This is a genomic window from Rhodococcus sp. Q1, from assembly GCF_004153645.1.
GTDB lineage: Bacteria > Actinomycetota > Actinomycetes > Mycobacteriales > Mycobacteriaceae > Rhodococcus > Rhodococcus gordoniae.
In genome coordinates this window covers 193,196-219,801 of the sequence record NZ_SDMJ01000001.1, presented here as the reverse complement: position 1 = coordinate 219,801, position 26,606 = coordinate 193,196, and the positions used below count along the sequence as shown (strand labels likewise).

The following is a 26,606-nucleotide window of genomic DNA, read 5'->3' as shown; positions in this document are numbered from 1 at the left end:
CATCCCCGTTCGACGAGAAAGGCGCCGGTCCCTTCGAGGACCGGCGCCTTTCGTGGTTCACGAGCCGCTCAGCGGATACCGAGCACACCGACTCCCACGGTGATGGGCTGGTTCTTCGAGATCTCCGAACCCGGTGGCTGGGCCTGCGTGATCACCGTGCCGACGAGATCGACGTCGAGCGTCGCCTCCCGTGTCTGCTGGAGCTGGGAGGCGTTGCCCGTCCAGCCGGCGCTGCGCAGGGCGGTCAGCGCGTCGGAAACCGAGCGGTTGGTGATGACGGGCATCTCGATGCGGTCGCCGTTGGACACCCGCACGGTCACCGTCGAGCCCTGTTCGGTGGAGGCGCCACCGGCGGGGCTCGTCGACACGACGGTGCCCTCGGTCTCGCTGGAGTCGATCTGCTCGACGACCACCGTGAAGCCGGCACCTTCGATGTTGTCGCTCGCCACCTCGACGGTCTGGCCCACCACATTGGGGACACGCACCAGTTCGGGGCCGGATCCCAGGGTGACGGTGATCGGGCTGTCGCGGTCGACACTCGCGCCTGCGCTGGGGCTCTGGTCGACGACGAGATCCTCGTCGGCGGCGGCCGACGGAGCGCGGCCGACATTCGGGTCGAGCCGCAGACCGACGGCGGACAGCTCCTGGGCTGCGCGTTCCTGCGTCATCCCTTCGAGCCGCGGAATCTGCACCTGCTCGGGCCCGCTCGACACCTCGAGCGTCACGGTCGAGCCTTCCTCGGCCTGGCTCCCGGGCACGGGACGGGTGTTGATGACGTTGCCCTTCGCGACCACCGGATCGCTCTTCTGCTGGATCGAGACCCGGAAGCCAGCGTTCTGCAGCCGGCTCTCGGCGACCTCGGCGGGGACGTTGCGGACGTCGGGAACCGCGACCTGGGCGGCCGTCGAACCGGGTCCGAGCGACCAGAGGAAGACACCGACCACGCCGACGACCGCCACCGCGGCGATCCCGAGCAGCACCTTCTTGAGAACCGAACCACCCCCGGAATCGTCGGCGGGTGCTCCGGCCGCACCGGCGGGCGCGACGCGGTTGTACCGGCCGGGGTTGTTGTCGGCGGAGTCGAGCAGCGTGGTGCGGTCCTCGTCGGTCATCACCATCGGCGCGCTCGGACGCTGTCCGCTCAGCACGCGGATCAGGTCGCTGCGCATCTCCGCGGCCGACTGGTAGCGGTTCGCGGGGTTCTTCGCCATCGCTTTGAGGATCACCGAGTCGAGCTCGGGCGGCACGGACGAATTCACCGACGACGGCAGTGGCGGATCCTCCCGCACGTGCTGGTAGGCCACCGCGACGGGCGAGTCGCCCTTGAACGGGGGTTCGCCGGTGAGGATCTCGAACAGGACGCAGCCCACCGAGTAGACGTCCGACCGGGCGTCGACCTGCTCACCGCGTGCCTGTTCGGGCGAGAGGTACTGCGCGGTGCCGATCACCGCGGCCGTCTGTGTCATCGGACTCGCGGCGTCGGAGATGGCACGGGCGATGCCGAAGTCCATGACCTTCACCGCCCCGGCCTTGTTGATCATGACGTTGGCCGGCTTCACGTCGCGGTGCACGATCATGTTGCGGTGGCTGAAGTCCAGGGCCGCGCACACGTCGGCGATGATCTCCATCGCCCGCTTGGGAGTCATCGGTCCGTCGGCGCGCACGAGGTCGCGCAGCGTGTCACCCTCGACGTACTCCATGACGATGTAGGGCAGCGGTCCGGCCTCGGTCTCGGCCTCACCGGTGTCGTAGACGGCGACGATCGCCGGATGGTTCAGTGCAGCAGCGTTCTGCGCCTCGCGTCGGAAACGCAGGTAGAACGTGGGGTCGCGTGCAAGATCGGCACGCAACACCTTGATGGCCACATCCCGGCCGAGCCGCAGATCCCGCGCGAGATGCACCTCGGACATACCGCCGAAGCCGAGGATCTCACCCAGCTCGTAGCGGGAGGAGAGCTTGCGGGGTGTGGTCATGACGTTCCTTGGTTGTTCGTACCGTTGCTGGTTGCGGATGAATTGTCGTCCCCTCCACCTGCGGCCTCGGGGTCGGTCTCGCTGCCGCCGCCACCCTCCGTGCCGCCCGTTCCGCCGTTGCCGCCACCCGTGGCCTCCGTGGGGGTGGTCGTCGTCGCGGTGGTCGTCGGCTCCGCCGTGGTGGTGGGCTGTGTGGTCGTGGGTGGCACGGTCGTCGGCTCCGCCGTGGTCGTCGGCGGCACCGTCGTGGTCGGCGTCGGAGTGGGGACGAAGGTCTCCGTCTCGACGGGCGGTGGCAACGGCACGAACGTCGTCGTGGTGGTCTGCGGCGGCCGGGTCGTCGTGGTGGTGGTCGCGCGGGTCGTGGTGAGCTGTGTCGTCGGCGACGGGGCGCGTGCGGGTTCTTCGTCGTCGCCGCCGAACAGCACGATTCCCAGGGTCACGAGGGCGAGCACGACGGCCGCACCCGCGGCCCAGGCCAGCGCGGTGGGGCTCGGCATACGCCGACCGCGGTCGTCGGCGGGCATACCCGAGGTCGGCGGACCCATCACCGGCGGGCGTCCGGCGGTGGGCGGTTGCGCGGAGCGCGGCACCGACGAGTACGCGGTCTGGTCGTACTGCTGGGTCGGATGCAGTGCACGGGTCGCGGAGGTCGGGGCCGTGGTCCCGGGAACGCCGGGCGGAAGAACCCGGTTGGCGCTGGTCACGGGCGGCACGTTGCCGGGCGGCGGCACGGGCCGGCCCGAGCGCACCGCAGCGACGGCGTTCGCGAACTCGCCACCGTTCGCGTAGCGGTAGGCGGGGTCCTTCGACATCGCGATCTCGATGAGTTCGCGCACCTCGGCCGGAAGATCCGTCGGCAGGGGTGCCGGGGTCTCCTGGACGTGCTTCATCGCGACCGTCACGACGCTGTCGCCGAGGAACGGACGCCGGCCCGACAGCACCTCGTAGCCGACGACGCCCAGCGAGTAGACGTCGCTCGCGGACGTGGCCTCCTGGCCCAATGCCTGCTCGGGCGCGATGTACTGCGCGGTGCCCATCACCATGCCGGTGCGGGTGACCGGGGAGGCATCGACCGCCTTCGCGATACCGAAGTCGGTGATCTTCACCTGGCCCGTCGGGGTGATGAGGATGTTGCCCGGCTTGACGTCGCGGTGGACCACGCCGGCGTTGTGTGCCGCCTGCAGCGCGCGTCCGGTCTGCTCCAGCATGTCGAGCGCATGCGGCAGCGACAGGCGTCCCAGCCGGGACAGGACGGCGTTGAGCGGCTCGCCGTGCACCAGCTCCATCACCAGATAGGCGATGGACTGGCCTTCGGCGTCGGTGGTCTCGCCGTAGTCGAACACCCCGGCGATACCGGGATGGTTGAGCTGTGCGGTGGTGCGCGCCTCGAACCGGAACCGGGCGAGGAAGTCCTCGTCGCCCGACAACTCGGCCTTGAGGACCTTCACCGCGACCCGCCGGTCGAGCCGGGTGTCGAGTCCTTCCCACACCTGACCCATTCCGCCGGTCGCGATGAGCCGCTGGAGACGGTAACGGTCGGCGATCATGGCGCCGCTGCTCAGAGCCATGTCAGCCTCCCTGTAATCCGGCCGAGATGACGGCCCGGCCGATCGGGGCGGCCACCGAGCCGCCGGTCGCGGCGAGAGCTCGGTCGCCGCCGTCCTCCACGAGCACCGCCACGGCGATGCGGGGTTGTTGTGCGGGTGCGAACGCGATGTACCAGGTGTGCGGCGGGGTGTTCCGCGGATCGTTGCCGTGCTCCGCGGTGCCCGTCTTCGACGCGATCTGCACACCCTGGATCGCACCGCCGCCACCGGCGTTGTTCTCGGCGCCGATCATCAGGTCGGTGAGGGTCGCGGAGACCTCCGGCGAGATGGCCTGACCGAGCGACTCGGGTTTGGTCTCCGCGAGCACCGACAGATCGGGGCCCTGGCGCCGGTCGACGAGATACGGCTTCATGCGGACACCGCCGTTGGCGATCGTCGCGGCGATCGACGCGTTCTGCAGCGGAGTGAGCGCCACGTCGCGCTGACCGATGCTCGACTGGCCGAGCGCCGCGCCGTCCGGGATGGGGCCGACGGTGCTCGGCGCGACGGGCAGCGGGATGTCGAGGGTCTCCCCGATGCCGAGCTTCTCCGCCTGGCCGACGAGGGCCTCGCGTCCGTCGTCGATACCCATCTCGACGAAGGCCGTGTTGCACGACCGCGCGAACGCCTCCCGCAACGTCACCGTCGGTGCGCCACCGCACGCCGCCCCGCCGTAGTTCTCGAGGGTGGTCGCGGTGTCGGGCAGGGTGATCTGCGGTGCCGCGGTGAACTGCGTGTCGGGGGTGACCCCGTTCTCGAGCGCGGCCGCGGTCACCACGACCTTGAACGTCGAGCCCGGAGGATAGGTCTGGGAGATCGCGCGGTTGAGCATCGGCTTGTCGGGATCGGCGTTCAGCTCGTCCCAGGCCTGGGAGGTCGCGGCGCCGTCGTGCCCCGACAGGCGGTTGGGGTCGTAGCTCGGGGTGCTCACCATCGCGAGGATCCTGCCGGTGCTCGGCTCGATCGCGACCACCGAACCCGTGTAACCCTTCGCGGTCAGCTCGTCGTAGGCCACCTGCTGCACCACCGGGTCGATCGTCGACACGACGTTGCCGCCGCGCGGGTTGCGACCCGACACCAGGTCGAACAGGCGACGGCCGAACAGCAGGCTGTCGGAACCGTTGAGCAGCGAGTCCTCGGACCGCTCGAGTCCGGTGCTGCCGTACTGCATCGAGTAGAAGCCCGTCACGGGCGCGTAGGCCAGCGGACTCATCGGCTGGGTCGGCGGTGCCGGGTATTCGCGCAGGTACTTGTAGCGGCTGTCGGTGGGCACCGACACCGCGAGAGCCTGCCCGGCCGCGGCGATCTGTCCGCGCTGACGGGAGTACTCGTCGATCAGCACACGCGAGTTGCGCGGATCGGTGCGGAGATCGTCGGCCTTGATGACCTGCACGTAGGTGGCGTTTGCGAGCAACGCGACGACCATGAACATCACGGCCATCGCGACCTTGCGGAGCGGACCGTTCATTCGCGCCCCATCATTTCGGTCCGGGCCTCGGCGATGGGCGTGGGTGCCTTCTTGCGGGGGATCGCGGGTTGGCGGGCAGCGTGCGAGATCTTCATCAGCAGAGCCAGGAGCAGATAGTTTGCGAGCAGAGACGAGCCACCGTAGGACACGAACGGTGTGGTCAGACCGGTCAGGGGAATCAACTTCGTGACCCCGCCGACCACCACGAACAGCTGGACGGCGAGGGTGAACGACAGGCCGGCGGCGAGCAGCTTGCCGAAGCTGTCGCGCACCGCCAGCGCCGTACGCATGCCGCGGACGACGAGGATCAGGAACAGCAGCAGGATGGCGGCGAGACCGATCAGGCCCAGCTCCTCACCGATCGCCGCGACGACGAAGTCGGTCTTCGCGAACGGCACCTGCCCCGGCCGTCCGCTGCCCAGGCCGGTGCCGGCGACTCCGCCGGTTGCGAGACCGAACAGGGACTGGGAGATCTGGTAGCCGGTGTTGTTGTAGTCGGCGAGCGGATCGAGCCACGTCTCCACACGCACCCGCACGTGGCCGAACATCTGGTACGCCGCGTAGAAGCCGACGGCGAGCAGCGAGAACCCGATGATCAGCCAGCCGACGCGTTCGGTCGCGATGTAGAGCATCACCAGCACGGTGGTGAACAGCAGCAACGACGTGCCGAGATCCTTCTCGAAGACCATCACGCCGATCGAGATGATCCAGGCCGCCAGGATCGGGCCGAGATCGCGGGCCCGGGGGAAATCCATGCCGAGGAAGTGCTTGCCCGCCGTGGTGAACAGATCGCGTTTCGCCACGAGGACCGACGCGAAGAAGATGATCAGCAGGATCTTCGCGAACTCACCGGGCTGGATGCTGAAACCGGGCAGCCGGATCCAGATCTTCGCGCCGTTGACCTCGGAGAAGCGGCTCGGCAGCAGGGCCGGGATCGCGAGTGCCACCAGGCCGACGAGGCCGAGCGTGTAGCTGAAGCGCGCGAGCAGCCGGTAGTCGTGCAGGAACACGAGGACGACGATGAACAATCCGATACCGAGCGCCGTCCACAGCACCTGCTGCGTCGCATCGGGCGACGGTGGCGGCAGACCCATGTAGCGGGCGTTCTCCTGATCGGACAGATCGAGCCGGTGGATGAGCACGAGCCCGAGACCGTTGAGCAGCGCGACGATCGGCAGCAGCAGGGGATCGGCGTACTTCGCGAAGCGCCGGACCGCGAGGTGCGCGGCGAGGAACAGCGCCGCGAACGTCACCCCGTACTTGAGCAGGTCGAGGGTGAGCGCCTGCTCCATCGAGACCTCGACGAGCATCAGCGACACCGTCGTCACACCGATGGCCGCGACGATCAGGGCCAGTTCGGTGTTGCGCCGGGTCGACTGGACCGGAGCCGGGGCGAAACCTCCCGGAGGACTCGGGAAGGCCCCCACACCATGGGACACCGACATCAGGCGCCCACCCTGCAGTTCTGACCGGGGATCTGGGGCGCGGGTTCGGGAGCCGGTTCCGTGTTCGGAGCGGGTTCGCCGGGGGCCGGCTCCCCGGGGGGCGACGCACCGGGTTGCGACGCCGGTGCGGGCTCACCCGGTTGCGGTGTGGGCTCGCCGGGCGCCGGAGGCTGCACCGCAGGTGTCTCGGTGGGCGGAGTGCCGTTCGGTCCGGGCGCCGGCGTCGGCTCTCCCGGGCCCGGAGCGGGCCCGCCGGGGGTGGGTGCGGGTTCCTCCGGAGTGCACACCGGCAGCAGATCCAGCTCCGCGAGCCGCTGCATCTGCTCGCGGGTGTCGTCGAGCGAACCCGACGGAAGGCCGGCACGGACCTGCTCGCGAGCGGCGGGCCACAGGTCGTCGACGAGCATCACCCGGCACGACGCGCTGTTCGGATCGACGAGCGTGAGGTCGCCCTCGTCGGTGATGCACCCGACGCGCGCCGCCTCCTGCAGCGAGTAGCCGAAGACGTCGCCGGGGATACCGCGCAGCACGGTCACGCGACCGTCGTCGGCGCCGACGTAGTAGTTGTTGCGGATCAACTGCCGGCCGACGAACAGACCGCCGACCAGCACCGCGATCACCACGACGGCGGCGACCGGCCACCACAGGCGACTGCGCTTCTTCTTCGGCGCCGGCTCCGGGGCCTTGTTGATGACCCGCTTGGGGGTGGCGCGCGGTGGCCGCATCGCGGCGGCCCGACCGGCCGCGGTGTTCGGCGGGGGAGTGTCCTCGTCGTCCGCCGATGCGGCACCGGCGACGATGGGATGCGACTGGCCGTAGTCGAGATCGATGACGTCGGCGACGACGACGGTGACGTTGTCGGGGCCGCCGCTGCGCAGTGCCAGCTCGATGAGCCGGTCGGCGCACTCGTCGTGCGTGCCCTGCCGCATGGTGTCGGCGATCGTCTCGTCGCTGACGACGTCGGACAGGCCGTCGGAGCACACGAGGTAGCGGTCGCCGGCGCGGGCCTCGCGCACGGTGAGGGTGGGTTCGACCTCGCTGCCGGTCAGCGCCCGCATGATCAACGACCGCTGCGGGTGCGTGTGCGCCTGCTCCGGGGTGATGCGCCCCTCGTCGACCAGCGACTGCACGAAGGTGTCGTCGCGGGTGATCTGGGTGAGCTGGTCGTCGCGCAGCAGATAGGCGCGGGAATCGCCGATGTGGGCGAGTCCGAGCTTGCTGCCTGCGAACAGGATGGCCGTGAGCGTCGTGCCCATGCCGTCGAGTTCGGGCTCTTCTTCCACCTGATCGGCGATCGAGGCATTGCCTTCGCGGACGGCCGCGGCGAGCTTGCCGAGGAGGTCGCCGCCGGGCTCGTCGTCGTCGAGATGGGCGAGCGCCGCGATCATCAGCTGTGAGGCGACCTCACCTGCTGCGTGACCACCCATGCCGTCGGCGAGGGCGAGCAGGCGGGCGCCGGCGTAGACGGAGTCCTCGTTGTTGGAGCGCACGAGGCCGCGGTCGCTGCGGGCGGCATAACGGAGTACGAGGGTCACGGGCGGAGCTCGATCACGGTCTTGCCCACCCGAACCGGGGTTCCGAGTGGGACACGGACGGCGGTGGTGACCTTCGCGCGGTCGAGATACGTGCCGTTCGTCGACCCCAGGTCTTCGACGTACCAGTCGGAACCTCGGGGCGACAACCGTGCGTGGCGCGTGGATGCGTAGTCGTCGGTCAGCACGAGTGTGGAGTCGTCGGCACGGCCGATGAGAACCGGTTGGGTGCCGAGCGTGATCCTGGTGCCTGCCAGCGCGCCTTGCGTGACCACCAGGTACTTGGCGGTCTTGTTACGGCTCAGCGTCGGCAGCACCGACTGCTTGGGGGAGTAGCGCGGGAGCGGGCGTGCGGCACCGGCATAGATGTCGGACCGGAGCGTGCGCAACACCGCCCACACGAACAACCACAGCAGGAGGAGGAATCCCGCTCGGGTCAGCTGCAGAATCAGCCCCTGCACGGTGCATCCTCCTTCGGGGTAGTAGACCGGTCGTGGTCTTCCGGGTCGTGCGGTCACTCACAATACGGACACCGGACGACTCCATGCAGCGTCCGACGCGCTGCGACACGCGTCGGACGGTATGAACGGGTCCGGTGGGTCTTTCGATACCGGCTGATCAGAGGATGCGCACGAGGATCTCGGAGTGCCCGGCGCGAATCACGTCACCATCGGCGAGCTGCCAGTCCTGAACGGACGCGCCGTTGACCGTCGTGCCGTTCGTCGAGCCGAGATCGGAGAGCATCGCGACCTGGCCGTCCCAGCGGATGTCGATGTGGCGACGCGAGACACCGGTATCGGGGAGGCGGAACTGTGCGTCCTGGCCGCGGCCGATGATGTTGCTGCCCTCGCGGAGCTGGTAATAGCGGCCGCTGCCGTCCTCGAGCTGGAGGGTCGCGGTCAGCACACGACCGGCCGCCGGCGACTGGTAGCCGCCCTGCTGGTAGCCCTGGTCGTAGCCGGGTGCCGCAGCGGCGTAACCCTGGTCGTAGCCCTGCTGCGCGCCGTGCTGCTGGTCGTAGCCCGGCTGTGCGTAGTTCTGCTGACCGTAGGCCTGCTGGTCGTAGCCGCCCTGCTGGTAGCCCTGATCCTGGTAACCCTGGTCGTAACCGGGCTGCGCGTAACCCTGCTGGTCGTAGCCGGCCTGCTGGCCGTACGCCTGCTGGTCGTAGCCGCCCTGCTGCGGGTAGTCGCGGCCGTAGTCCTGGCTGTACGCCTGGGGCTGGGCATCCTGGGCTCCGTAGGCCTGCTGGTCGTAGCCGGCCTGCTGGTAGTCCTGCTCGCTGTAGGCCTGCCCGTACGCCTGCTGGTCGTATCCACCCTGCTGGTCGTAGCCGCCCTGGCCCTGGTCGTAACCGGCGTTCCCGTAGCCCTGGTTGTAGCGCTGCTCCTGGCCGACGTGCGCGTGACCGTTGCGTGCGTACTGCGGTTCCGCCTCGGCGGGGTCACGGCTGGGGTCGTAGCCGGGGTTCTGCGTCATGGGGCCAGCTCCTGGTTCAGAGGTCGCGGGTGGGCGGTTCTGTGGGTTCCGTGGTGACGGAGCACGCGTCGCTGAGCGCCCCGCATCGGGATCTACCGAGCCGCGAGTCCGGAACTGCCCGGTGTGCAGTGCCGACGACGACTCGAAGACGACTTGGATCTCACCGTATGTCTGCCATCCCTGTTCTCGGATGAAGTCCTCAAGGTGACGGGAGAACGCCTTCACAGTCAAGTCCCGATCCGCTGCGAGGGCATTGTGATCGGTTTCGCTGATCGTGATGACGTAATGATTCGGCGCCAGCATATGACCCCGATCGAGCTGTCGGACGCCGTCCGTTGCCTCCTGCTGCAGCGCCGCCTCGACTTCCTGGGGCACGACGCCGCCGCCGAACACGCGGGCGAAAGCGTCGCCGATCGCGGCCTGTAGTTTGCGCTCGAAGCGCTGGGCGATGCCCATGGCGACCCCCTTTCCGTACTCAGCGTGTCGCAATGCAGATCTCGTCACTGCATGGTATCCACTTTTCCCCGGATTCGACCCTGAGGCATGCGGCACGTCTCCGACGGATATCGTCAGCGATCGAGTCGGCGGGGCTCACAGCCGTCTGACCAGGCGAATGGTTGTTTCGCTCCGGTGTGTGTTACTGTTTTCGGCGTTGCTCGGGCGAGTGGCGGAATGGCAGACGCGCTGGCTTCAGGTGCCAGTGTCCTTCGGGACGTGGGGGTTCAAGTCCCCCTTCGCCCACAGTGTGCAGTTCCACGAACTGCGACGGACGAGGCCACGAACTCTTCGGAGATCGTGACCTCGTCCTTTTCGTTCTCGTTTTTCTAGGCCGGCCAGTCGGTCTCGTGCTGGAAGCACCGGCCGAGAGTTCCACCCGCGGTGATCTCGATCGGGTCGCCGTACTGATCCTGTCCTCGGCACGTCGAGAACTCCGGTCGGGCAACCTCGGCGTAGGCACCGGGCAGGGAGAGGTACCCCTCCCCGTATTCGGCGAGGCGCCGATCCGGCCCCTCCGGAAGTTCGACCGTCGGATTTCAGACGACACCTGTGCGGCGGGTCCCGGTCTCGTCCGTGCAGTCGTAGACGAACACGGCGAGGTCGACACCGATCTGCGGAGCGGCCAGACCGGCTCCCTCCGCAGCGGTGTTCGTCGCGAATATGTCGGCGAGAAGTTCCTGGAGCTCGGCACCGAAATCGGTGACCGGCCGAGTCGGTGTGTGGAGAACGGGAGTTCCCCAGCGGAGGATCGGTCGCGCGGTACCGAGACTTATGAAGGAGGTGGAGTCGATGAATCGTGCATCGCACGGACTAACCAGCTCAGAACGAACGACAGTCAAGCGCTTCATTCTACAGTTCGTAAGATAGTGCGACAGACCATAGATAGTGCGCCGAAAACGATAGCTAGCCTCACTAGGCAATTTGTGGGTAGACGCGTCCTACCCGTCTACCCCCAAGGCAGTCGGGTTGTCAGCCGAGGATCTCGGTCCTTCCGACACTCTTCTACATGCAGGGTCATTCCATTGCAACTGGGCAACCCCTGAGCCCGTCGACAACGCACCGGACGATGTGCGCGACTGAGGTTGAACTTGTTAGTAACTGATCTACCGCTCCGACGCGTTGTCACGGTTTAGATCATTTACCCTGGTCACAGCAGTGTTCTCGCGCTGCGAAGCGAAGGTTCGACCCTGCTCTCCCGATACATTCGTAGTTTGTCGCCTGGCGGCCAATTACGATCCATGCATGCCAATCGAGATCATCCGCGGTACGACCACGAAACCTGCTGCTACCGAGGAGCTGATCAGGCTCTTCCGTGCGGAGACTGAGGCGGAGGGGCAGTTGATTATTGGGTTCCCGAACCTTGGTGGTCAGGTTGGTGATGCAACAGCAGATGCTTTGTGGGTATCCCGCTCCTTCGGAGCAATACTCTTCGACCTAGTCGAGGGAACATCTCTAGGAGACGTTGACCGTCGCCAGGATGACCTCTACCGACTCTTCCACGCGAGGTTGTTTCAGCACCGCGAACTTGTCAAGAACAGAAGTTTGACTGTAGATATCCAAGTCGTCACCTTTGCTCCCGGTACGAGCCTCCAGTCTGGCAACAAGGTGGGCGATGAAAGTGTCGTCGCTGATTCTCAGAATCTTTTCGATGTTATTGGTGGTTTTGAAGCACGAAGTCTTGACGAAGATACATATGAGAAGCTGCTTTCCGCTGCACAAAGCATTTCATCTATACGTAAAGCGCGACAGACTCGAGTTGTAGATAAGAAAAATTCTCGCGGTGCAAAACTGCTAAAACTCGAAAACTCGATCTCCACCTTGGACAACAAGCAACACCACGCGGTGATTGAAACGATTGACGGCGTCCAACGTATCCGCGGGTTGGCCGGATCTGGAAAGACTATCATCCTGGCATTAAAGGCCGCGTACCTCCACGGAAGGCATCCGGACTGGAATATTGCCGTGACGTTCTACACGCGGTCGTTAAAAGAACAGTTCAAAAGGCTAATCACTACATTCTGTATAGAACAGACAGGTATGGAGCCCGATTGGGATCGGGTACACGTAATTAATGCCTGGGGTGGGCGTGGGGGTATCGAGAGAACAGGAATTTATAAAAAATTTTGTGACGCGAATGGCGTTGACTACTTCGACTTGCAAACCGCTTCAAATGAGTTCGGAAGACCCAATGCTTTCGAGGGCGCTGTTAAACGGGCGCTCGCACAAGCAAAAGATCCCAAGGAAGTCTATGACCTAATCCTTGTCGATGAAGCTCAGGATTTTCCTCCGGCCTTTCTACGTCTTTGTTACTGGATGCTTAATTCGGATCGCCGGCTGGTATATGCGTACGATGAGCTTCAAAGTCTAAATGGTGACGGACTCCCTGATGCTACAGAGATCTTCGGTCATGACGAGCACGGAGAACCTCGCGTGTCGTTTGAGATCTCCCCCTACGATCTCGGTGCTCGTCGTGACATCGTTTTAGAGAAATGCTATAGAAACTCGCGACCGGTACTCGTGACTGCGCATTCTCTCGGTTTTGGTATTTATCGAGATCCAAGATTTACCGATGATATCGGGCTCGTCCAAATTTTTGAACAGACGCGATTGTGGCAAGAAATCGGATATTATGTGAAATCTGGGGAGCTTGCAGACGGAAAGAAAGTGTCATTGGCTCGAACCCCCGAGAGTAGTCCGAAATTCCTTGAAGATCATTCGGATCCTGCAGATCTGATTCAATTCCATGTATTCGATAGTGTAGACGAGCAAAATTCCTGGGTGTCTGATCAGCTCGTCCGCAATCTCCAAGAGGATGAACTGCGGTATGACGATGTCATGGTCATAAATCCTAATCCTTTTACGGCCCGCCGAAATCTAGGACCGCTGCGCAAATTGCTCCTTGAGCAGGGTGTGAACAATCATATGGCTGGTGTTGACAACTCGGCTGACTCATTCTTTTCACCCGAACGAGAATCGGTCACGTTCACAGGAATCCATAGAGCAAAAGGCAACGAAGCTGGAATGGTGTACATTGTAAACGCTCAGGAGGGCAACGATAGTCGTGCAAATCTTGCGGCAATTCGAAATCGGCTTTTTACTGCAATAACCAGAAGCAAAGCTTGGGTCCGGGTTTGCGGCACCGGACACGAAATGAAGCTTCTTCAGGAAGAGTTTGAAAGAGTAAAGAAACAATCATTTGAACTGCGATTCGGATATCCGACGGAACGTCAGCGAGAGCGACTGAGTATCGTTCATCGAGAAATCAATAGTGCCGCTCAAGAGCAAATTTCTGAGGCCGGAGAAGCGGTAACCAAGTTTATTGAAGGCGTTCGATCCGGGCAGCTCTACAAAGAAGACTTGCCACCCGAATTGCTTGACCAGCTGAAGGCTATCCTCAATGAGGAAAGCACGAATGAGTAGGAAAAAAGCTGGCGAGAGTAGCAGCCTCGCTCTAGCAATATATCAGGAGATAACTGAGTTAACGTCAGAGTTGATCGGGGTAGGCCTTGTCGACGCCCAGAATTATGCGTCGATAGATACCGGTCCCAATGGACTGTGGCAGGTCGGTCAATCCGGTGCGAAACTACACCTCTCTCTAAAGAGCAGCCCGTATGAAGAAATATATCTCAGTTTGATTGGAGCTGAAAGTTATAACCTTCTTTTTCTGGATGGCGCTATGATGCAGCTTTCATACGAAGGCTCCGGAGAGACGTTAATTCGACACAGATTGGCCTATTTTCCTTCCCCCAGCCTCAGGCCATTCCAGGATGATCCCGACCTGTACTTTATGGAACAACATTTCGTAGAAATTGTTGGTCACCAAGTAGTGCCCGTTCCGGTTCGATTCGATTTTGATAACCGTGAGGGTGTACCTGTAGACACGATTCATCCGGTCTCACATGTGACCTTGGGTCAATATCAACACTGCCGGATTCCGGCAACACATCCCGTATCTCCACGAATTTTTGTCGAGTTCATATTGGGAAGTTTTTACTCAACACCAAGTATGAACAGGATTATTTTGAAGAAATACGTCTCTGGATGGGGTGCCACGATTACCGAAAGAGAACGTAATGGCGTACATTTTAGTATCGGAGTAAAATAAGTATTAAGTAGTTCGTATCCTCCATCGGAGAGCTTCTCGGGACTGTAAACGGGATTTTGTAGGATCCACCACTATGAAACCGCGGGACATATGTCACTGCCCGTCGAACCTCCCCGTCGTATGAGAACCGATAACGCCCTCCACATGCCGCCTATCGGCAGTGCCAACTCCGCGGTACCGGCACGCCCGTGGGTACTCGGGTGCGTCGATTGCCGTGCGCGGCGGCGAGTTGTGGTCCCGTGAGATACAGGGCGAGGGAGAGATCGGCGTCCTCCACTCGCGCACCGCGCAGGTCCGCGCCGAGCAGGTCCGCCCCCGCGAGGTCGCATCCTCGGAGATCGGCGCCGATGAGCAGTGCGTTCCGCAGGTCGGCGCCGCACAACCGGTGGCCCCGCAGATCGGTTCCGGCGAGGTCGGCGCCCGGGACGAGATCGGGATCGATTCCCTCGTCGTCCGCGAAGTACGAACCCCGCACCTCCGCACTGACCTCCATGAGGACCGGCCGAACGGATGCACGTATCTCGCCGATCTCGAGGGACTCGAGTTCGTCCACGCCCCTGCGAGTCAGGACGGCAAGGGATTCGACGAGCTCCCGCGCGTCGTCCGCGAGCTCCGGATCGTAGGTGCGCTGCTGGGCCTCGAGCAGGTGCCACATCATCTCGTGCAGCTCTTTCACCACGGCGAACGCCGAGAACATCCGGTAGCGGGTGTCGGGTCGGTCCCGCCGACTCACGCCGGCGAACAACCGCTGGGAGACGGCTTGTCCCGCTCCGAAACAGTCGAACACCGTACATCCGCGGAAGCCACGGGACGGCAGCGTCTCATGGATGGTGCACGCGAAGCGCGCGTCGAGATGCCGGCACGGCGAACCGGGGGGCTTGTCCTCGGCGAAGTCCGACGACCGCGTGAATCCGAAAGCCGTGCAACACAATGCGAAGCAACGGCTGCAGTCGCCCCGGAGGTCGGATCGATGAACGGCCGGTAATGGGGACGAGTGAGGTGATGGGGTGGACATGTGAACTCCGAAAGTCGATTCCGATGCATGAAGGACTGCACGATGGGATCGGGGAACCCTGGCGCGGGTTCCCTCTCGGGGCACACGGAATCACCGCCGCCTGCAGGCGCGGTTCACGGATGGCGCGGGACGTCTGTCTCACGGATACACGGTGCTGATCACTGGATACGAGAATACCAGTCGGCACGTGCAGTGCCGCCGGGCCGGACGGCTGTCGCCGAATCTCTTCGTGATCCGAGCACGATCCGATGAGTTCGCACGGCTCACGAGGTCTTCCTCTTCGTACCGGTGCGATCGGGATGCGAGGAGAAGAGAGTGGGCCAGTTGCTGCGAGTACAGAACTTCACCGTGTCGAGCGACGGGATCGGCGCGGGGAAGGACCAGAGTGTCGAGAGTCCCTTCGGCCTGGATCCGAGCCCGATGTTCGAGTGGGCCGCAGCCACGGCGAGTTGGAACCTGCGCACCGAGCCCGGTGGGAGCCGCGGACTCGACGACTACTTCATCCGGGATTTCTCCTGCAACATCGGTGCGGAGATCATGGGGCGCAACAAATTCGGCCCCCAGCGGGGTCCCTGGAAGGACCACGAGTGGCAGGGCTGGTGGGGCGATGAGCCACCCTTCCGCACCCCGGTGTTCGTCCTGACCCACCACGAACGCCCGTCCTTCACGCTCGCCGACACCACCTTCCACTTCGTGAACGGCGAGCCGGCCGCGGTGCTCGATCAGGCCCGCGCCGCCGCGCAGGGCAAGGACGTCCGCCTCGGGGGTGGCGTCTCCACCATCCGGCAGTTCCTCGACGCCGATCTGGTCGACACCATGCACGTGGTGGTGTCGCCGGTGCGGTACGGCGCCGGCCTGAAGCTCTGGGACTCCCCGGACGAACTACGGGATCGTTTCCACCTCGAGGTCGTGCCCAGCACGAGCGGGGTGATGCATCACCTGTTCTGGAGGAAGTGAACACCCGGGGGCGGCGCATAATGGGGGGGTGTGGCTAGGAGGTCGTCATGCGTGCTCTGAGTGGCCTACTGGATGTCGTGCTCGGACTTCTCACCGCCCTGCTCGGCACCGTCCTGGGGATCGTCGCCGCGGTGGTGATGCTCCTGGGTGCGGTGTTGTGCGTGACGATCCTGCTGATTCCGCTGGGCATCCCCGTCATCCGGCTCTCCCGCCGGTTGTTCACCCTCGCCGGGAAGATGATGCACGTGCCGTGACGTCCCGCGACGTATCGACGACGAGGCGCTCGATCACCTCGTGAGGTGTTCGGGCGTGTCGTCCGCAGACCTGGGAAACCCTCTTCGGATCGGTCCCGCATTCCCGGAATGCGGGGCCGACGTGTGTATCCCTGGCGATTCCATGTGCCTCTACCTGGGCAGATGCTCTGTCCGTCGTCGTGGTTGTCGTAGATACCCTAGGGGGGTATGGTATCCGGTAGGACGACCGCCGAGCGCACCGACAAGGACGATTTCGATGCCGAACACCACCAGTGAAACCGGGAAGCCCGATACTGCCGATGTCGTCGCGCCCGACGACACGCATCAGCACAGCTACATCGCCAACAACACCAAGGCCGACTACCTCAAGCGACTGCGTCGCATCGAGGGGCAGGCCCGCGGTCTGCAGCGGATGGTCGAGGAAGAGAAGTACTGCATCGACATCCTCACGCAGATCGCGGCGATGAAGAAGGCTCTCGAGGCCGTCGCGCTCGGCCTGCTCGACGAGCACATGGCCCACTGCGTGGCCGGTGCAGTGCGCGCCGGTGGCGACGAAGCCGACCTCAAGCTGAAGGAAGCCGGCGACGCCATCGCGCGACTCGTCCGTTCCTGACCGTCCCCACCCGTTCACGACCCGTCACCGAGGAGTACCCATGAGTGAGACCAGCACGTACACCGTCACCGGCATGACCTGCGGGCACTGCGTCGCGTCGGTCACCGAAGAGGTCCAGGAGATCCCCGGCGTCGAGAACGTCGAGGTCGACCTGGCCACCGGTGCCGTCACCGTCACGAGCGCCGAGTCCCTCGACGATGCCGCCGTCGCGGCCGCCGTCGAGGAGGCCGGTTACAACCTCGCATGAACACCCCGGCCAAGCTCACCGGCTTCGTCGCCGCCGTAGCCGCGGTCTTCGGTATCGCGCTGCTCGTCGGCGCGACCGTCGGCCCGGTGGAGGAGCAGACCGAGGATCCTGCCGCGAGCGCCCACGACGCCGGTCACGGTGACGACACCGCCACCGGCGACGCCGCGGAAACACCTGCTGTGGAAGAAATCCCGGGAGGACTGATGACCTATCGGAACGGTTATGCCCTCGCACTCGCCGAGACGAACCTCGAGTCGGGCGAGGACAGGAACCTGACATTCGCGATCAACGGTCCCGACGGCGCGCCGGTGACCGACTTCGACGTCACCCACGACGAAGAGCTGCACCTGATCGCCGTGCGCCGCGACTTCACCGGTTTCCAGCACGTCCATCCCGTGCTCGACGAGAACACCGGAATCTGGTCCGTCGACGTCGACCTCACGCCCGGCACGTGGCGGGTCTTCACCGACTTCACACCCACCGGGGGAGAGGCGCTCACGCTGGGCACCGATCTCACGGTGGCGGGCGAATTCGTCCCTGCCGCAACCGAAGCCGACAACCGCACCGCGACCGTCGACGGCTACGAGGTCACCCTGGACGGCGATCTGTCGTCGGGTGGCGACGCGATGCTCACCCTCACCGTGAGCAAGGACGGACAGCCGGTCGCCGACCTGCAGCCCTATCTCGGTGCCTACGGACACCTGGTGGCGCTGCGCGGCGGCGACCTCGCCTACCTCCACGTCCACCCGGACGGAACACCCGGCGACGGCACCACACGTCCCGGCCCCGAGGTCGTCTTCCACACCTCCGTCCCGAGTGCCGGCACCTATCACCTCTATCTCGACTTCCAGCACGACGGAGTGGTCCGTACCGCCGCCTTCGCGCTCACCGCCGACGGCGCCGGAGCCACGCACGAGGAACCCTCCGCGCCGGTCGACCACAGCCATTCCGGCCGCTGACGGCCCATTTTTCCGAGGAGACACACATGACCACGCAGAGTCAGCCGGTCGCCGCCGAATCGATCGAACTCGCCATCACCGGCATGACCTGCGCATCCTGCGCCAATCGCATCGAACGCAAACTCAACAAGCTCGACGGCGTCACCGCGACCGTCAACTACGCCACCGAGAAGGCGAAGGTCACCTACCCCGACGACATGACCCCCGAGGATCTCGTCACGGTCGTCGAGCAGGCCGGCTACGGTGCCGCACTGCCGCCGCCGTCCGCGCAGGCGACCGGCCGGACCGGTGACGTGCCCGAATCCGATCCCGTTGCGCCGCTTCGTCACCGGCTCGTCGTTTCGGCGATCCTGACGGTGCCGGTGATCGCGATGGCGATGATCCCGGCCCTGCAGTTCACCAACTGGCAGTGGCTCTCGCTCACCCTCGCCGCACCGGTGGTGGTGTGGGGTGCCTGGCCCTTCCACCGGGCGGCGTGGATCAACCTGCGCCACGGCACGTCCACCATGGACACGCTCGTGTCGCTGGGAACCCTTGCCGCCCTGGGATGGTCGGTCTACGCCCTGTTCTGGGGAACGGCGGGTGAACCGGGGATGGTCCACCCCTTCGAGTTCACCATCGCGCGGGGCGACGGCAGCGGCAACATCTATCTCGAGGCCGCGGCCGGTGTCACGACGTTCATCCTCGCCGGGCGCTACTTCGAGCAACGGTCGAAGCGACGTGCCGGCGCCGCCCTGCATGCCCTGCTCGAACTCGGAGCCAAGGACGTCGCGGTCCTCGGACCGGACGGGACCACCGAGACCCGGATTCCGGTGGAGCAGTTGGCGGTCGGCGACCTGTTCGTCGTGCGTCCGGGCGAGAAGATCGCCACCGACGGTGTGATCGCACGGGGCACGTCGGCGGTCGACGCGTCGATGCTGACCGGTGAATCGGTTCCCGTCGAGGTCGGTGTGGGCGACAGTGTCGTCGGCGGAACGGTCGACGTCGGTGGACGACTGGTGGTGCGTGCGACCCGCGTCGGCTCCGACACCCAGCTCGCGCAGATGGCGAAGCTGGTGGAGGACGCCCAGAACGGCAAAGCCCAGGTGCAGCGCCTGGCCGACCGGATCTCCGGCATCTTCGTGCCGATCGTGCTGCTGATCGCCGCCGGCACCCTCGGTTTCTGGCTCGGCACCGGCAACGGACCCGCGGCGGCCTTCACCGCGGCGGTCGCCGTGCTGATCATCGCCTGCCCCTGCGCCCTCGGCCTGGCCACCCCGACCGCGTTGATGGTCGGTACCGGTCGCGGCGCTCAGCTCGGCATCCTCATCAAGGGCCCCGAGGTCCTCGAATCGACCCGCTCGGTCGACACCGTGGTCCTCGACAAGACCGGCACGGTCACCACCGGCCGGATGACCCTGCGCGAGGTCGTCGCCGACGACGGTGAGAACGCCGACGAGGTGCTGCGGTACGCCGGGGCACTCGAGTCGGCGTCGGAACACCCGATCGCACGTGCCGTCGGTGATGCGGCCGCGGACAGGTTCGGCGGTCTGCCCGAGGTCGAGGACTTCACGAACGTCGAGGGTCTCGGTGTCCAGGGAGTGCTCGTCGACGGCGACACGAGCCGCGCGGTGCTGGTGGGTCGTCCGACGCTGCTGGCCGACTGGTCGCAGCACCTCTCCGAGAAGCTGCAGCGGGCGTTCGAGCAGGCGCAGAAGTCCGGCGGCACGGCCATCGCCGTCGGCTGGGACGGGAAGGCCCGTGGCATCGTCGTCGTCGCGGACGCGGTCAAGCCGACCTCCGCGCAGGCAATCGCCGAACTGCGGAAACTCGGGCTGCGTCCGATCCTGCTCACCGGCGACAACGCCGCCGTCGCCCACACCGTGGCGGCCGAGGTCGGCATCGACGAGGCCGACGTGATCGCCGACGTGCTGCCCACCGACAAGGTCGACGTGGTCGAGCGACTGCAGCGCGAGGGCGCGGTGGTCGCGATGGTCGGCGACGGTGTCAACGACGCCGCGGCGCTCGCCCGGGCCGACCTGGGCCTGGCGATGGGCACCGGCACCGACGTCGCGATCGAGGCGAGCGACCTGACGTTGGTCCGCGGCGACCTGATGGTCGCGGTCGACGCCATCCGGTTGTCGCGCCGCACGTTGACGACGATCAAGGGAAACCTGTTCTGGGCGTTCGCGTACAACGTCGCGGCACTGCCGCTGGCGGCCGCGGGCCTGCTGAACCCGATGCTCGCCGGCGCGGCGATGGCGTTCTCGTCGGTCTTCGTGGTCTCCAACAGCCTGCGGTTGCGACGGTTCCGCGCCCACGCGGCCTGACCGCTTTCGGCTGCAGCGAGGAGGGCGGCCTGTCAGGATCGGATCCATGACACAGCCGTCCTCCTTCCGTGCCCTGGTCGTCGACGACACCGACGACGGCCAGGTGGCACAGTTCCGCGAACTGACCGATGCCGACCTTCCCGACCACGATGTTCTCGTCGAGGTCGAGTACTCGTCGCTGAACTACAAGGACGGTCTCGTGATCGCGGGGCCGCAGAAGATGGCGCGACGCACCCCGCTGGTCGCCGGAGCCGACCTGGCCGGCACCATCCTCGAGAGCGGCAATCCCGACTGGAAGCCCGGCGACCGCGTCGTCGTCAACGGATGGGGCCTGTCCGAGACCCAGTCGGGCGGGTACACCCGGCGCCAGCGGGTGAAGCCCGAATGGCTCGTGCGCATCCCCGACGCCTTCTCCACCCGCGACGCCATGGCCGTCGGCACCGCCGGATACACCTCCGCCCTGTGCCTCGACGCGCTCGAACGCTACGGCATCGCATCGGACGCGGAACTGCTCGTCACCGGCGCGGCAGGTGGCGTCGGGTCGATCGCCGTCGCGCTCGCCGCCACCGCCGGACACACGGTGGTCGCCGCGACCGGCCGTCCCGAGACCCACGACTTCCTGAGCGAACTCGGTGCGTCGTCGTTCGTCGACCGCGCCGAACTGCAGGGCAAGGGCCGGCCCCTCGGCAAGGAACGCTGGGATGCCGCCGTGGACGCGGTGGGTGGTTCGACGCTCGTGAACGTGCTGTCGCAGATCCGGTACGGCGGTGCGGTGGCCGCATGTGGTCTCACCGAATCGCCGTCGATGCCGGATGCGACGGTGCTGCCGCACATCCTGCGCGGCGTCGCGTTGCTGGGCGTCGACTCGGTGATGGCGCCGGCACAGCTCCGCCGGTCGGCATGGGAGCGCCTCGCCCGCGATCTCCCTGCGAGCATCCTGGATTCGCTGTCGCGCGTCGAACCGCTCTCGGACGTCCCGCGACTCGCCGAGGAGATCCTGGCGGGCAAGGTGCGTGGCCGGGTGGTCGTCGACGTCACCGCCTGACGTCCGGACGAGGGACTACTTCGACGTCTCCGCGTCCGGAAGCGGTTCCGGTGCCACGGCTTCCGGACCGGGGAGACGACCGAAGGCGAGCCAGAAAAGAAACCCGAAGCCGACCGTCACGTAGAGCGTGCCCAGCAGGTGCTGCCATGCGGCCCAGGTGAGTTCGAGGTCGTCACCGGTGGGGAACAGGTGGTGCGGGCCGATCGCGAAGACGAGTGCCACGCCCGTTGCGATCGCCGCGAGCTTCTGCGGATCGGTTGCGCGCCGTGCCGCGGGCGACAGCGTCAGCAGCGCCGGTGCGATCCACACCCAGTGGTGCGACCACGACACCGGCGAGGACAACAACACGGCCGTGGCGTTCGCGAGCAGGGCGAGCACGAGATCACCCTGTGCGAGGGCCCGCCGGATGGCCACCACCGCGACCAGCAGCATCACCGCGACGGCGAGCAGCCACAGCACGGAACCCATGAGTTCGGGCGGTCCGAAGCGGGAGATCATCGCCTTGAAGGACTGGTTGGTGGCGAAGTACGCCGCGCCGATCCGGCCGGTGTCGGGCAGGGTGTCGAGCCAGTACTTCGCGGAGGTCGCGGGCATCACGGCGAACGCGAGGGCGGTGAACCCGAAGGTCGACGCGAGGATGGTGGCGCTGGTCCGCCGGTCGCGCCGCAGCAGGAACAGCAACAGGAATGCGATGGGCGTGAGCTTGACGGCGGCGGCCAGCCCGATCAGCAGTCCGCGCGGCCACTTCGGGGTCTTCACCAGGACGTCGAGGGCGACGAGCGCCATCAGGACGAGGTTGATCTGCCCGAACGAGATCGTCTCGCGCACGGGCTCGAGCAGCAGCGCTCCGGCGACCGCCACTGCCGTGACGATCCACGCCGTCCGCGCCTCGAAGTCCGGGCGGAGCCGGTCCAGCACGACCCGCAGGGTGACGACGAGCGCCGCGACGGAGACGAGGGTGAAGACGATCTTGCCGAACGTCACGGGAATCAGCGCCAGGGGAGCGAACAGCATCGCCGACAGCGGCGGGTAGGTGAACGGCAACGCGAAGTCGTCGGTCACCGGGGGCATCTGCCCGTAGATGTCGTCGCCGTCGAGCAGAACCCGCGCGCCCATCCGGTAGACCAGGAAGTCGATGAGCTCGCTTCTGACGAGGATCGTGATGAGCACACCGACGGAGACGAGCGACGCGACCGCCACGACGGCAGTGCCTCTTCTTCCGGAGAAGAGCGGAGGCGTCGTCGAGCCGATCGGATCCTGCGGTGAATGTCGCACCCGGCAACTTTAGTCAATTCCGGCAATCGTTCCCGTCCGACGTGGGGAACGACATACGGCCGTCGAGACGATCTCCCGTCAGGGCCTGCGACTCGGACACGACTGCACCGACATCGAGCATCTACGCTTCGCGCCGCTCGAATACGAGAACGGTGACGATGTGCTGCTCCGGGCCGGGTGAGCAGGAGTGACGTGGCGAAGACGATGCGGGGAGCACACGTGTCGCACTCGTGGAGACCCGGGACCCGGAGGACAGCACCGGTACGGCATCCGGGTCAGTCGGACGGGGTGAGCGCGTCCGCTCGGCGGATCATCCGGGGAATGGCGAGTGCGGCCAGTGCTCCGACGAGTGCCGCGCCTGCGACCATCGCGAATCCGATGGACATGCCCGCGTCGGAATACAGCACGCTCCCGTCGATCGCGAGAGCGATGTGGGAGTTCAGCATTGCGAATACGAGAACCGGGAGAACAGCGGGGAGGAGGTTGCCCGCCGTGGAAGCGATGGCCCCGGCCGTCGCAAGTTGCTGAGCCGGAACAGCTTCGATGAGCAGGTTCGGTGTCGCTGCGTAGGCCATGCCGCCGCCGAGGCCGACGAGCGCGGCGAGCAGGACGACGACCACTGCCGAATCGTGCGACAACGCGAGTGACAGACTGCCGACGGTGACGACGGTGAGCCCGGCAACGAGCAATGCCTTGGGCCGGATTCGCGGGGCCAGCCCGCCGACGATGAACCCACCGATCAGGGTCATCACGGCTTCGGGAGCATGGAACCAGGCGTACCGGCCGGCATCGGCACCGAACCCGTAGCCGAGACCCACATCGCTCGGAGCCATGATCATCATCGGCAAGATCATCACGAAGGTGGCCATGGCGGCCCACGCGAGACCGGAGCTGAGCGAGGTCAGTGCCACAGGACGTTGCGTCAGGATCGAGAGGTCGATGACGGGATCGCGTAGTACCCGTGCCGACACCGACCAGGCGATCACGAACACCAGCCCACCGATCAGAAAGATGATGGTCGACGGTGCCGCCCACCCCCGGTCCGGTCCGAAGCTGATTGCGAGGAGCAGCCCGCCGAGGCCTGCGCCCAGAAGGGCTGCACCGACGAGGTCGATTGTCGATCGCAGCCGGATCGGCGACTCCTCGGTGGTGGCGCGTATGACGACGGTGAGAAGCGACAGGCCGATGACGAAGAACCAGAAGACCCCGCGGAACCCGAAGTTGTCGATGATCCAGCCTGCCACGAAGGGAGCCGGGATGGCGACCAGGCCCATGCCGGTCGTCGAGATACTCACTGCCATCGCCACCGTCCGTGGCGGGTAGACATCGCGGATCAGCGAGTAGACCAGGAACAGGCACGGGCTGAGAAACCCGGTCAGCGACCAGCCGAGGACGACGATCGCAATGTTCGGAGCCACCGCAGCGATGAGTGCACCGACCGCTGCCAGCGCAACACACCACAGCAGCAGCTTCCGCTTGCCGTGCATGTCGGCGAGCTTGCCGATCAAGGGTGACGAGACCGCCCCGACCAGCAGGAAGGACGTGATGATCCACACCCCCTGGGTGGTTCGGAAGTGACCCGAGATCTGCGGCAGTGCAACGGAAACCATCAGATAGCTGCAGGAGAGCATCTCGAGTACCAGCACCATGGAGAGGAACGAGACCGCCAGTTGTGGCGTCCAGCCTCTTCTACCGGAATGCGGTTCCTTCGACGTCGCGACGAACGTGTCACCGCTGGAGGATGCGAGATCCATGGGGAGGCCTTTCAGGTGGGAGCCCGGATGGATGAAAGGATCGTGCCGGCCACGCCCGGGCCGAGACACGGTGCGGGCGTGGCGGTTCGAAGGATGGAGCAGCACAGGAAATGTCGCGCGGAGTCGCGATCCCGATATCGCCGTCGGGGAGCGGAACCCCCGTAACCGGGGGACTGTGGTGGTTCCTGCCCGCGTATGGACGTGCGAGGAACGGTCGATCGTTATCGAGCGGGCGGTGCGACGGCATCGGCCAGATAGGCCGTCGCTTTCATCTCGACTCGCGGGGACGGTTCCGGTCCCGCGCCGAGTTCAGCGACGCCCACGGCGGTCCACGCCGGGTACGGTTCCCGGACGAACCGTTCCTTGACTGCACTGAAGGCTTCGAGGTCGCCCTCGAGATCGATGTGGAAGGTGACCAACTCGACCAGGTGGGTCCAATCGGCACCCGCGGCCGCGAGCACCCGTTGGAGATTCTCGAATGCGAGGGTGAACTGCGTGGTCGGATCGTCGGGAACGGTTCCGTCGAGGCGCTGGCCGAGTACTCCGGAACAGATGAGGAAGTTGCCTGCGCGCACCGCCGGCGAGATGTGCCACTGCTGATACATGTGCGTGAGTTCTGCCGGGATGACGGGACCGCTCGGGTTCGGCATGGTGTGGGTCGTTTCTGTGTACGGATCCATGGGACTCACACGCCCGCCGGGAGCAGCGGCCGTACCGACTCGGCCTCCACCCAGCGGGCTCGGAAGGCGGCATGCGGAATGCCGTCGGTCCACATTCCATCGAGGGTGAGTCCTGCTGTGAGCCTGCCGATCTCGTCCGCAGCCATGGCGCCGCGCTCGCCTTCGATCGCAACGATCGTGTGGTCGTCCACCCGGTCGATGTAGGGCAACCCTGTGGGGGTCTCGCACACCATGCAGGGCCGGGTATGTGCAGAGCCGAAGTTCTTGCCGGGTAACAGTTCGGTGAGCAACCCGAGCGTGTCGGCGATGTCTTCCCGGCGGCCCCCGGTGCGGACCCAGCGGGCGATCGCCTCGGCGGAGTCGAGTGGGTTGTCGAGAAGGCTCCTGCCGGAGCATTTGAGATACCACCGTCCGTCCGGATATTGCAAGGGCGACATGACGATTCCGCCGAATTCCACTCGTCCGCCGGGAGCCTTCAGGTACATCATGGCAGGAATGTCGAAGTCGGCCGGATCCGGCACTTCGACCAGGACCACCGTCGCACCGTAGGTGAGCATGTCCAGGGGCCGGGGGAGCAGGCCGCTGACGTTGGTGGCGGCTCCGGTCGCGACCACCACCTTCTCGCAGCTCCAGGATGCACCCGAACGAGCGGTCACGATCGCCCCGCGATCGGACCGATCGATCGTGTCCACGATGTCGCGGATCACCACGGTCCCTCGTTCGGTTGCGGCGGCCAGCTCGGCTCGAACCAGCCCGCGTGGATTGACGATGAAGGCATCATCGCGTTGGACGATGCCGACATGACCCGGTGCGAAGCGCAGCTCCGGGTATTCGCTGCGCAACCGGTCGCTGTCGAGGTGCTCGACGTCGATACCGAGATCGGCGGCATTGGATGCGAGCAGGGCGCGGTTGAACCATGTGGTCACACCGCTGGGCTCCGAGTCGTCCGGCATGACCGTCAGTGAATGTGTGGATGTCGCGAACCGTTCGCCGGTGCGTTCCTGCAGCTCGGGAAACCGGCGGATGGACCGCATCGCCAGAAGGGACGTCATCAGCGGGACCTCGAGGACGTGTGCCAGGCGTCCCTGGTCGTAGTAACCGGCCCACACGCCGTCGTGGTCGGTGAAGTCGGAGGGTTCGTCGGGCCCGACGAGCAGTACCGATGCACCTCGTTCGCTGACATGCCGGGCAGTGGCGGTGCCGATGGGTCCTGCGCCGACGACCACGACGTCGAAGTGACTTCTCTCGTGCATGGATGCTCCTCCGCGGCCGGTCGGGTACCGGCCTTCCGTTGAAATGACTCGATCGAGATTCCGCAGGCACCGTGTGCTCTGAGAGGCTGGAGGCGGTGTCTGCGGCGATGTGATGTAGATCATCCACAGCACCGGTCACTAAGTCAACATCGTGTG

At 65.6% G+C, this 26,606-nt stretch carries 21 protein-coding genes, 1 tRNA gene and 1 pseudogene; 10 read left to right on the top strand and 13 right to left on the bottom strand.

All coding sequences use genetic code 11. The features are described 5' to 3' along the window. Nucleotides 1-68: 68 nt before the first annotated feature. The 7 genes from pknB to EQ874_RS00940 form a co-directional block, all read right to left on the bottom strand. Nucleotides 69-1,973 carry a Stk1 family PASTA domain-containing Ser/Thr kinase gene (gene pknB / locus EQ874_RS00970; RefSeq protein ID WP_129975039.1) on the bottom strand — a complete coding sequence of 635 codons (1,905 nt, stop codon included), beginning with the start codon at nucleotides 1,971-1,973 and terminating at the stop codon, nucleotides 69-71. Further along, entirely contained in the window at nucleotides 1,970-3,544 is a 1,575-nt protein-coding gene (locus EQ874_RS00965) for a serine/threonine-protein kinase (RefSeq protein WP_129975037.1), read from the bottom strand. The genes pknB and EQ874_RS00965 overlap by 4 nt, the downstream gene beginning before the upstream one ends. 1 nt (nucleotide 3,545) lies before the next feature. Beyond that, on the bottom strand, nucleotides 3,546-5,030 hold the full coding sequence (locus EQ874_RS00960; protein WP_016931493.1) for a penicillin-binding protein 2: 1,485 nt from the start codon (nucleotides 5,028-5,030) through the stop codon (nucleotides 3,546-3,548). Further along, the gene (locus tag EQ874_RS00955; protein ID WP_026002729.1) at nucleotides 5,027-6,475 is read right to left on the bottom strand and encodes an FtsW/RodA/SpoVE family cell cycle protein; all 1,449 of its coding nucleotides are present in this window, start codon (nucleotides 6,473-6,475) and stop codon (nucleotides 5,027-5,029) included. Before EQ874_RS00955 ends, EQ874_RS00960 begins: the two co-directional genes overlap by 4 nt. Beyond that, the gene (locus tag EQ874_RS00950; RefSeq protein ID WP_129975035.1) at nucleotides 6,475-8,010 is read right to left on the bottom strand and encodes a PP2C family serine/threonine-protein phosphatase; all 1,536 of its coding nucleotides are present in this window, start codon (nucleotides 8,008-8,010) and stop codon (nucleotides 6,475-6,477) included. The genes EQ874_RS00955 and EQ874_RS00950 overlap by 1 nt, the downstream gene beginning before the upstream one ends. Beyond that, on the bottom strand, nucleotides 8,007-8,468 hold the full coding sequence (locus tag EQ874_RS00945; protein ID WP_006550946.1) for an FHA domain-containing protein: 462 nt from the start codon (nucleotides 8,466-8,468) through the stop codon (nucleotides 8,007-8,009). The genes EQ874_RS00950 and EQ874_RS00945 overlap by 4 nt, the downstream gene beginning before the upstream one ends. 157 nt (nucleotides 8,469-8,625) lie before the next feature. Further along, a complete protein-coding gene (locus EQ874_RS00940; protein WP_129975033.1) occupies nucleotides 8,626-9,942 on the bottom strand; it encodes a DUF3662 and FHA domain-containing protein in 1,317 nt (438 codons plus the stop codon). A 202-nt stretch (nucleotides 9,943-10,144) separates the two neighbouring features. Between EQ874_RS00940 and EQ874_RS00935 the strand changes: the two genes are divergently transcribed. After that, nucleotides 10,145-10,227 (top strand) — tRNA-Leu (locus EQ874_RS00935). A gap of 83 nt (nucleotides 10,228-10,310) precedes the next feature. Here the strand turns inward: EQ874_RS00935 and EQ874_RS00930 are convergent. Then, nucleotides 10,311-10,823, bottom strand: a pseudogene (locus tag EQ874_RS00930) (peptide deformylase). Nucleotides 10,824-11,226: 403 nt separating this feature from the next. Between EQ874_RS00930 and EQ874_RS00925 the strand changes: the two are divergent. Then, on the top strand, nucleotides 11,227-13,404 hold the full coding sequence (locus tag EQ874_RS00925) for an ATP-binding domain-containing protein (RefSeq protein WP_129975031.1): 2,178 nt from the start codon (nucleotides 11,227-11,229) through the stop codon (nucleotides 13,402-13,404). Next, on the top strand, nucleotides 13,397-14,089 hold the full coding sequence (locus EQ874_RS00920; protein ID WP_165369171.1) for a DUF2290 domain-containing protein: 693 nt from the start codon (nucleotides 13,397-13,399) through the stop codon (nucleotides 14,087-14,089). The genes EQ874_RS00925 and EQ874_RS00920 overlap by 8 nt, the downstream gene beginning before the upstream one ends. Nucleotides 14,090-14,240: 151 nt before the next feature. Here the strand turns inward: EQ874_RS00920 and EQ874_RS00915 are convergent, their stop codons facing one another. Then, nucleotides 14,241-14,876 carry a pentapeptide repeat-containing protein gene (locus EQ874_RS00915; RefSeq protein WP_242496591.1) on the bottom strand — a complete coding sequence of 212 codons (636 nt, stop codon included), beginning with the start codon at nucleotides 14,874-14,876 and terminating at the stop codon, nucleotides 14,241-14,243. Between the two features lie 543 nt (nucleotides 14,877-15,419). Between EQ874_RS00915 and EQ874_RS00910 the strand changes: the two genes are divergently transcribed. The 7 genes from EQ874_RS00910 to EQ874_RS00880 all read left to right on the top strand — a co-directional run bounded on the left by EQ874_RS00910 (nucleotide 15,420) and on the right by EQ874_RS00880 (nucleotide 21,488). Then, the gene (locus EQ874_RS00910) at nucleotides 15,420-16,061 is read left to right on the top strand and encodes a dihydrofolate reductase family protein (protein WP_016931865.1); all 642 of its coding nucleotides are present in this window, start codon (nucleotides 15,420-15,422) and stop codon (nucleotides 16,059-16,061) included. Between the two features lie 47 nt (nucleotides 16,062-16,108). Beyond that, complete coding sequence (locus tag EQ874_RS00905; RefSeq protein WP_006553307.1) at nucleotides 16,109-16,315, top strand: hypothetical protein; 207 nt, start codon at nucleotides 16,109-16,111, stop codon at nucleotides 16,313-16,315. Between the two features lie 256 nt (nucleotides 16,316-16,571). Then, on the top strand, nucleotides 16,572-16,928 hold the full coding sequence (locus tag EQ874_RS00900; protein WP_064064481.1) for a metal-sensitive transcriptional regulator: 357 nt from the start codon (nucleotides 16,572-16,574) through the stop codon (nucleotides 16,926-16,928). Between the two features lie 40 nt (nucleotides 16,929-16,968). Beyond that, the gene (locus EQ874_RS00895; protein ID WP_016931862.1) at nucleotides 16,969-17,175 is read left to right on the top strand and encodes a cation transporter; all 207 of its coding nucleotides are present in this window, start codon (nucleotides 16,969-16,971) and stop codon (nucleotides 17,173-17,175) included. Then, the gene (locus EQ874_RS00890) at nucleotides 17,172-18,134 is read left to right on the top strand and encodes a hypothetical protein (protein ID WP_129975027.1); all 963 of its coding nucleotides are present in this window, start codon (nucleotides 17,172-17,174) and stop codon (nucleotides 18,132-18,134) included. The genes EQ874_RS00895 and EQ874_RS00890 overlap by 4 nt, the downstream gene beginning before the upstream one ends. Nucleotides 18,135-18,160: 26 nt before the next feature. After that, entirely contained in the window at nucleotides 18,161-20,443 is a 2,283-nt protein-coding gene (locus tag EQ874_RS00885; RefSeq protein WP_129975025.1) for a heavy metal translocating P-type ATPase, read from the top strand. Between the two features lie 46 nt (nucleotides 20,444-20,489). After that, nucleotides 20,490-21,488 (top strand): MDR family oxidoreductase, encoded by a 999-nt coding sequence (locus EQ874_RS00880; protein WP_129975023.1) that lies wholly within the window; start codon nucleotides 20,490-20,492, stop codon nucleotides 21,486-21,488. Nucleotides 21,489-21,503: 15 nt separating this feature from the next. On the opposite strand, the gene EQ874_RS00875 is transcribed toward EQ874_RS00880, so the two are convergent. The 4 genes from EQ874_RS00875 to EQ874_RS00860 all read right to left on the bottom strand — a co-directional run bounded on the left by EQ874_RS00875 (nucleotide 21,504) and on the right by EQ874_RS00860 (nucleotide 26,450). After that, nucleotides 21,504-22,763 carry a glycosyltransferase 87 family protein gene (locus EQ874_RS00875; RefSeq protein WP_129975021.1) on the bottom strand — a complete coding sequence of 420 codons (1,260 nt, stop codon included), beginning with the start codon at nucleotides 22,761-22,763 and terminating at the stop codon, nucleotides 21,504-21,506. Nucleotides 22,764-23,038: 275 nt separating this feature from the next. Beyond that, on the bottom strand, nucleotides 23,039-24,517 hold the full coding sequence (locus EQ874_RS00870; protein WP_129975019.1) for an MFS transporter: 1,479 nt from the start codon (nucleotides 24,515-24,517) through the stop codon (nucleotides 23,039-23,041). A 221-nt stretch (nucleotides 24,518-24,738) separates the two neighbouring features. After that, nucleotides 24,739-25,167, bottom strand: coding sequence for a RidA family protein (locus tag EQ874_RS00865; RefSeq protein WP_129975017.1), 429 nt, complete (start codon nucleotides 25,165-25,167; stop codon nucleotides 24,739-24,741). A gap of 35 nt (nucleotides 25,168-25,202) precedes the next feature. Then, nucleotides 25,203-26,450, bottom strand: coding sequence for an FAD-binding oxidoreductase (locus EQ874_RS00860; protein ID WP_129975015.1), 1,248 nt, complete (start codon nucleotides 26,448-26,450; stop codon nucleotides 25,203-25,205). Nucleotides 26,451-26,606: the final 156 nt, after the last annotated feature.

Excerpts from the sequence above, each read along its gene's own strand:
- EQ874_RS00925 (WP_129975031.1), top strand. The coding sequence starts at position 11,227 with ATGCCAATCGAGATCATCCGCGGTACGACCACGAAACCTGCTGCTACC.
- EQ874_RS00905 (WP_006553307.1), top strand. The coding sequence starts at position 16,109 with ATGCGTGCTCTGAGTGGCCTACTGGATGTCGTGCTCGGACTTCTCACC.
- EQ874_RS00940 (WP_129975033.1), bottom strand. The coding sequence starts at position 9,942 with ATGGGCATCGCCCAGCGCTTCGAGCGCAAACTACAGGCCGCGATCGGC.
- EQ874_RS00860 (WP_129975015.1), bottom strand. The coding sequence starts at position 26,450 with ATGCACGAGAGAAGTCACTTCGACGTCGTGGTCGTCGGCGCAGGACCC.
- EQ874_RS00870 (WP_129975019.1), bottom strand. The coding sequence starts at position 24,517 with ATGGATCTCGCATCCTCCAGCGGTGACACGTTCGTCGCGACGTCGAAG.
- EQ874_RS00885 (WP_129975025.1), top strand. The coding sequence starts at position 18,161 with ATGACCACGCAGAGTCAGCCGGTCGCCGCCGAATCGATCGAACTCGCC.
- EQ874_RS00965 (WP_129975037.1), bottom strand. The coding sequence starts at position 3,544 with ATGGCTCTGAGCAGCGGCGCCATGATCGCCGACCGTTACCGTCTCCAG.
- EQ874_RS00960 (WP_016931493.1), bottom strand. The coding sequence starts at position 5,030 with ATGAACGGTCCGCTCCGCAAGGTCGCGATGGCCGTGATGTTCATGGTC.
- EQ874_RS00900 (WP_064064481.1), top strand. The coding sequence starts at position 16,572 with ATGCCGAACACCACCAGTGAAACCGGGAAGCCCGATACTGCCGATGTC.
- EQ874_RS00895 (WP_016931862.1), top strand. The coding sequence starts at position 16,969 with ATGAGTGAGACCAGCACGTACACCGTCACCGGCATGACCTGCGGGCAC.
- EQ874_RS00890 (WP_129975027.1), top strand. The coding sequence starts at position 17,172 with ATGAACACCCCGGCCAAGCTCACCGGCTTCGTCGCCGCCGTAGCCGCG.
- EQ874_RS00865 (WP_129975017.1), bottom strand. The coding sequence starts at position 25,167 with ATGCCGAACCCGAGCGGTCCCGTCATCCCGGCAGAACTCACGCACATG.
- EQ874_RS00955 (WP_026002729.1), bottom strand. The coding sequence starts at position 6,475 with ATGTCGGTGTCCCATGGTGTGGGGGCCTTCCCGAGTCCTCCGGGAGGT.
- pknB (WP_129975039.1), bottom strand. The coding sequence starts at position 1,973 with ATGACCACACCCCGCAAGCTCTCCTCCCGCTACGAGCTGGGTGAGATC.
- EQ874_RS00880 (WP_129975023.1), top strand. The coding sequence starts at position 20,490 with ATGACACAGCCGTCCTCCTTCCGTGCCCTGGTCGTCGACGACACCGAC.
- EQ874_RS00920 (WP_165369171.1), top strand. The coding sequence starts at position 13,397 with ATGAGTAGGAAAAAAGCTGGCGAGAGTAGCAGCCTCGCTCTAGCAATA.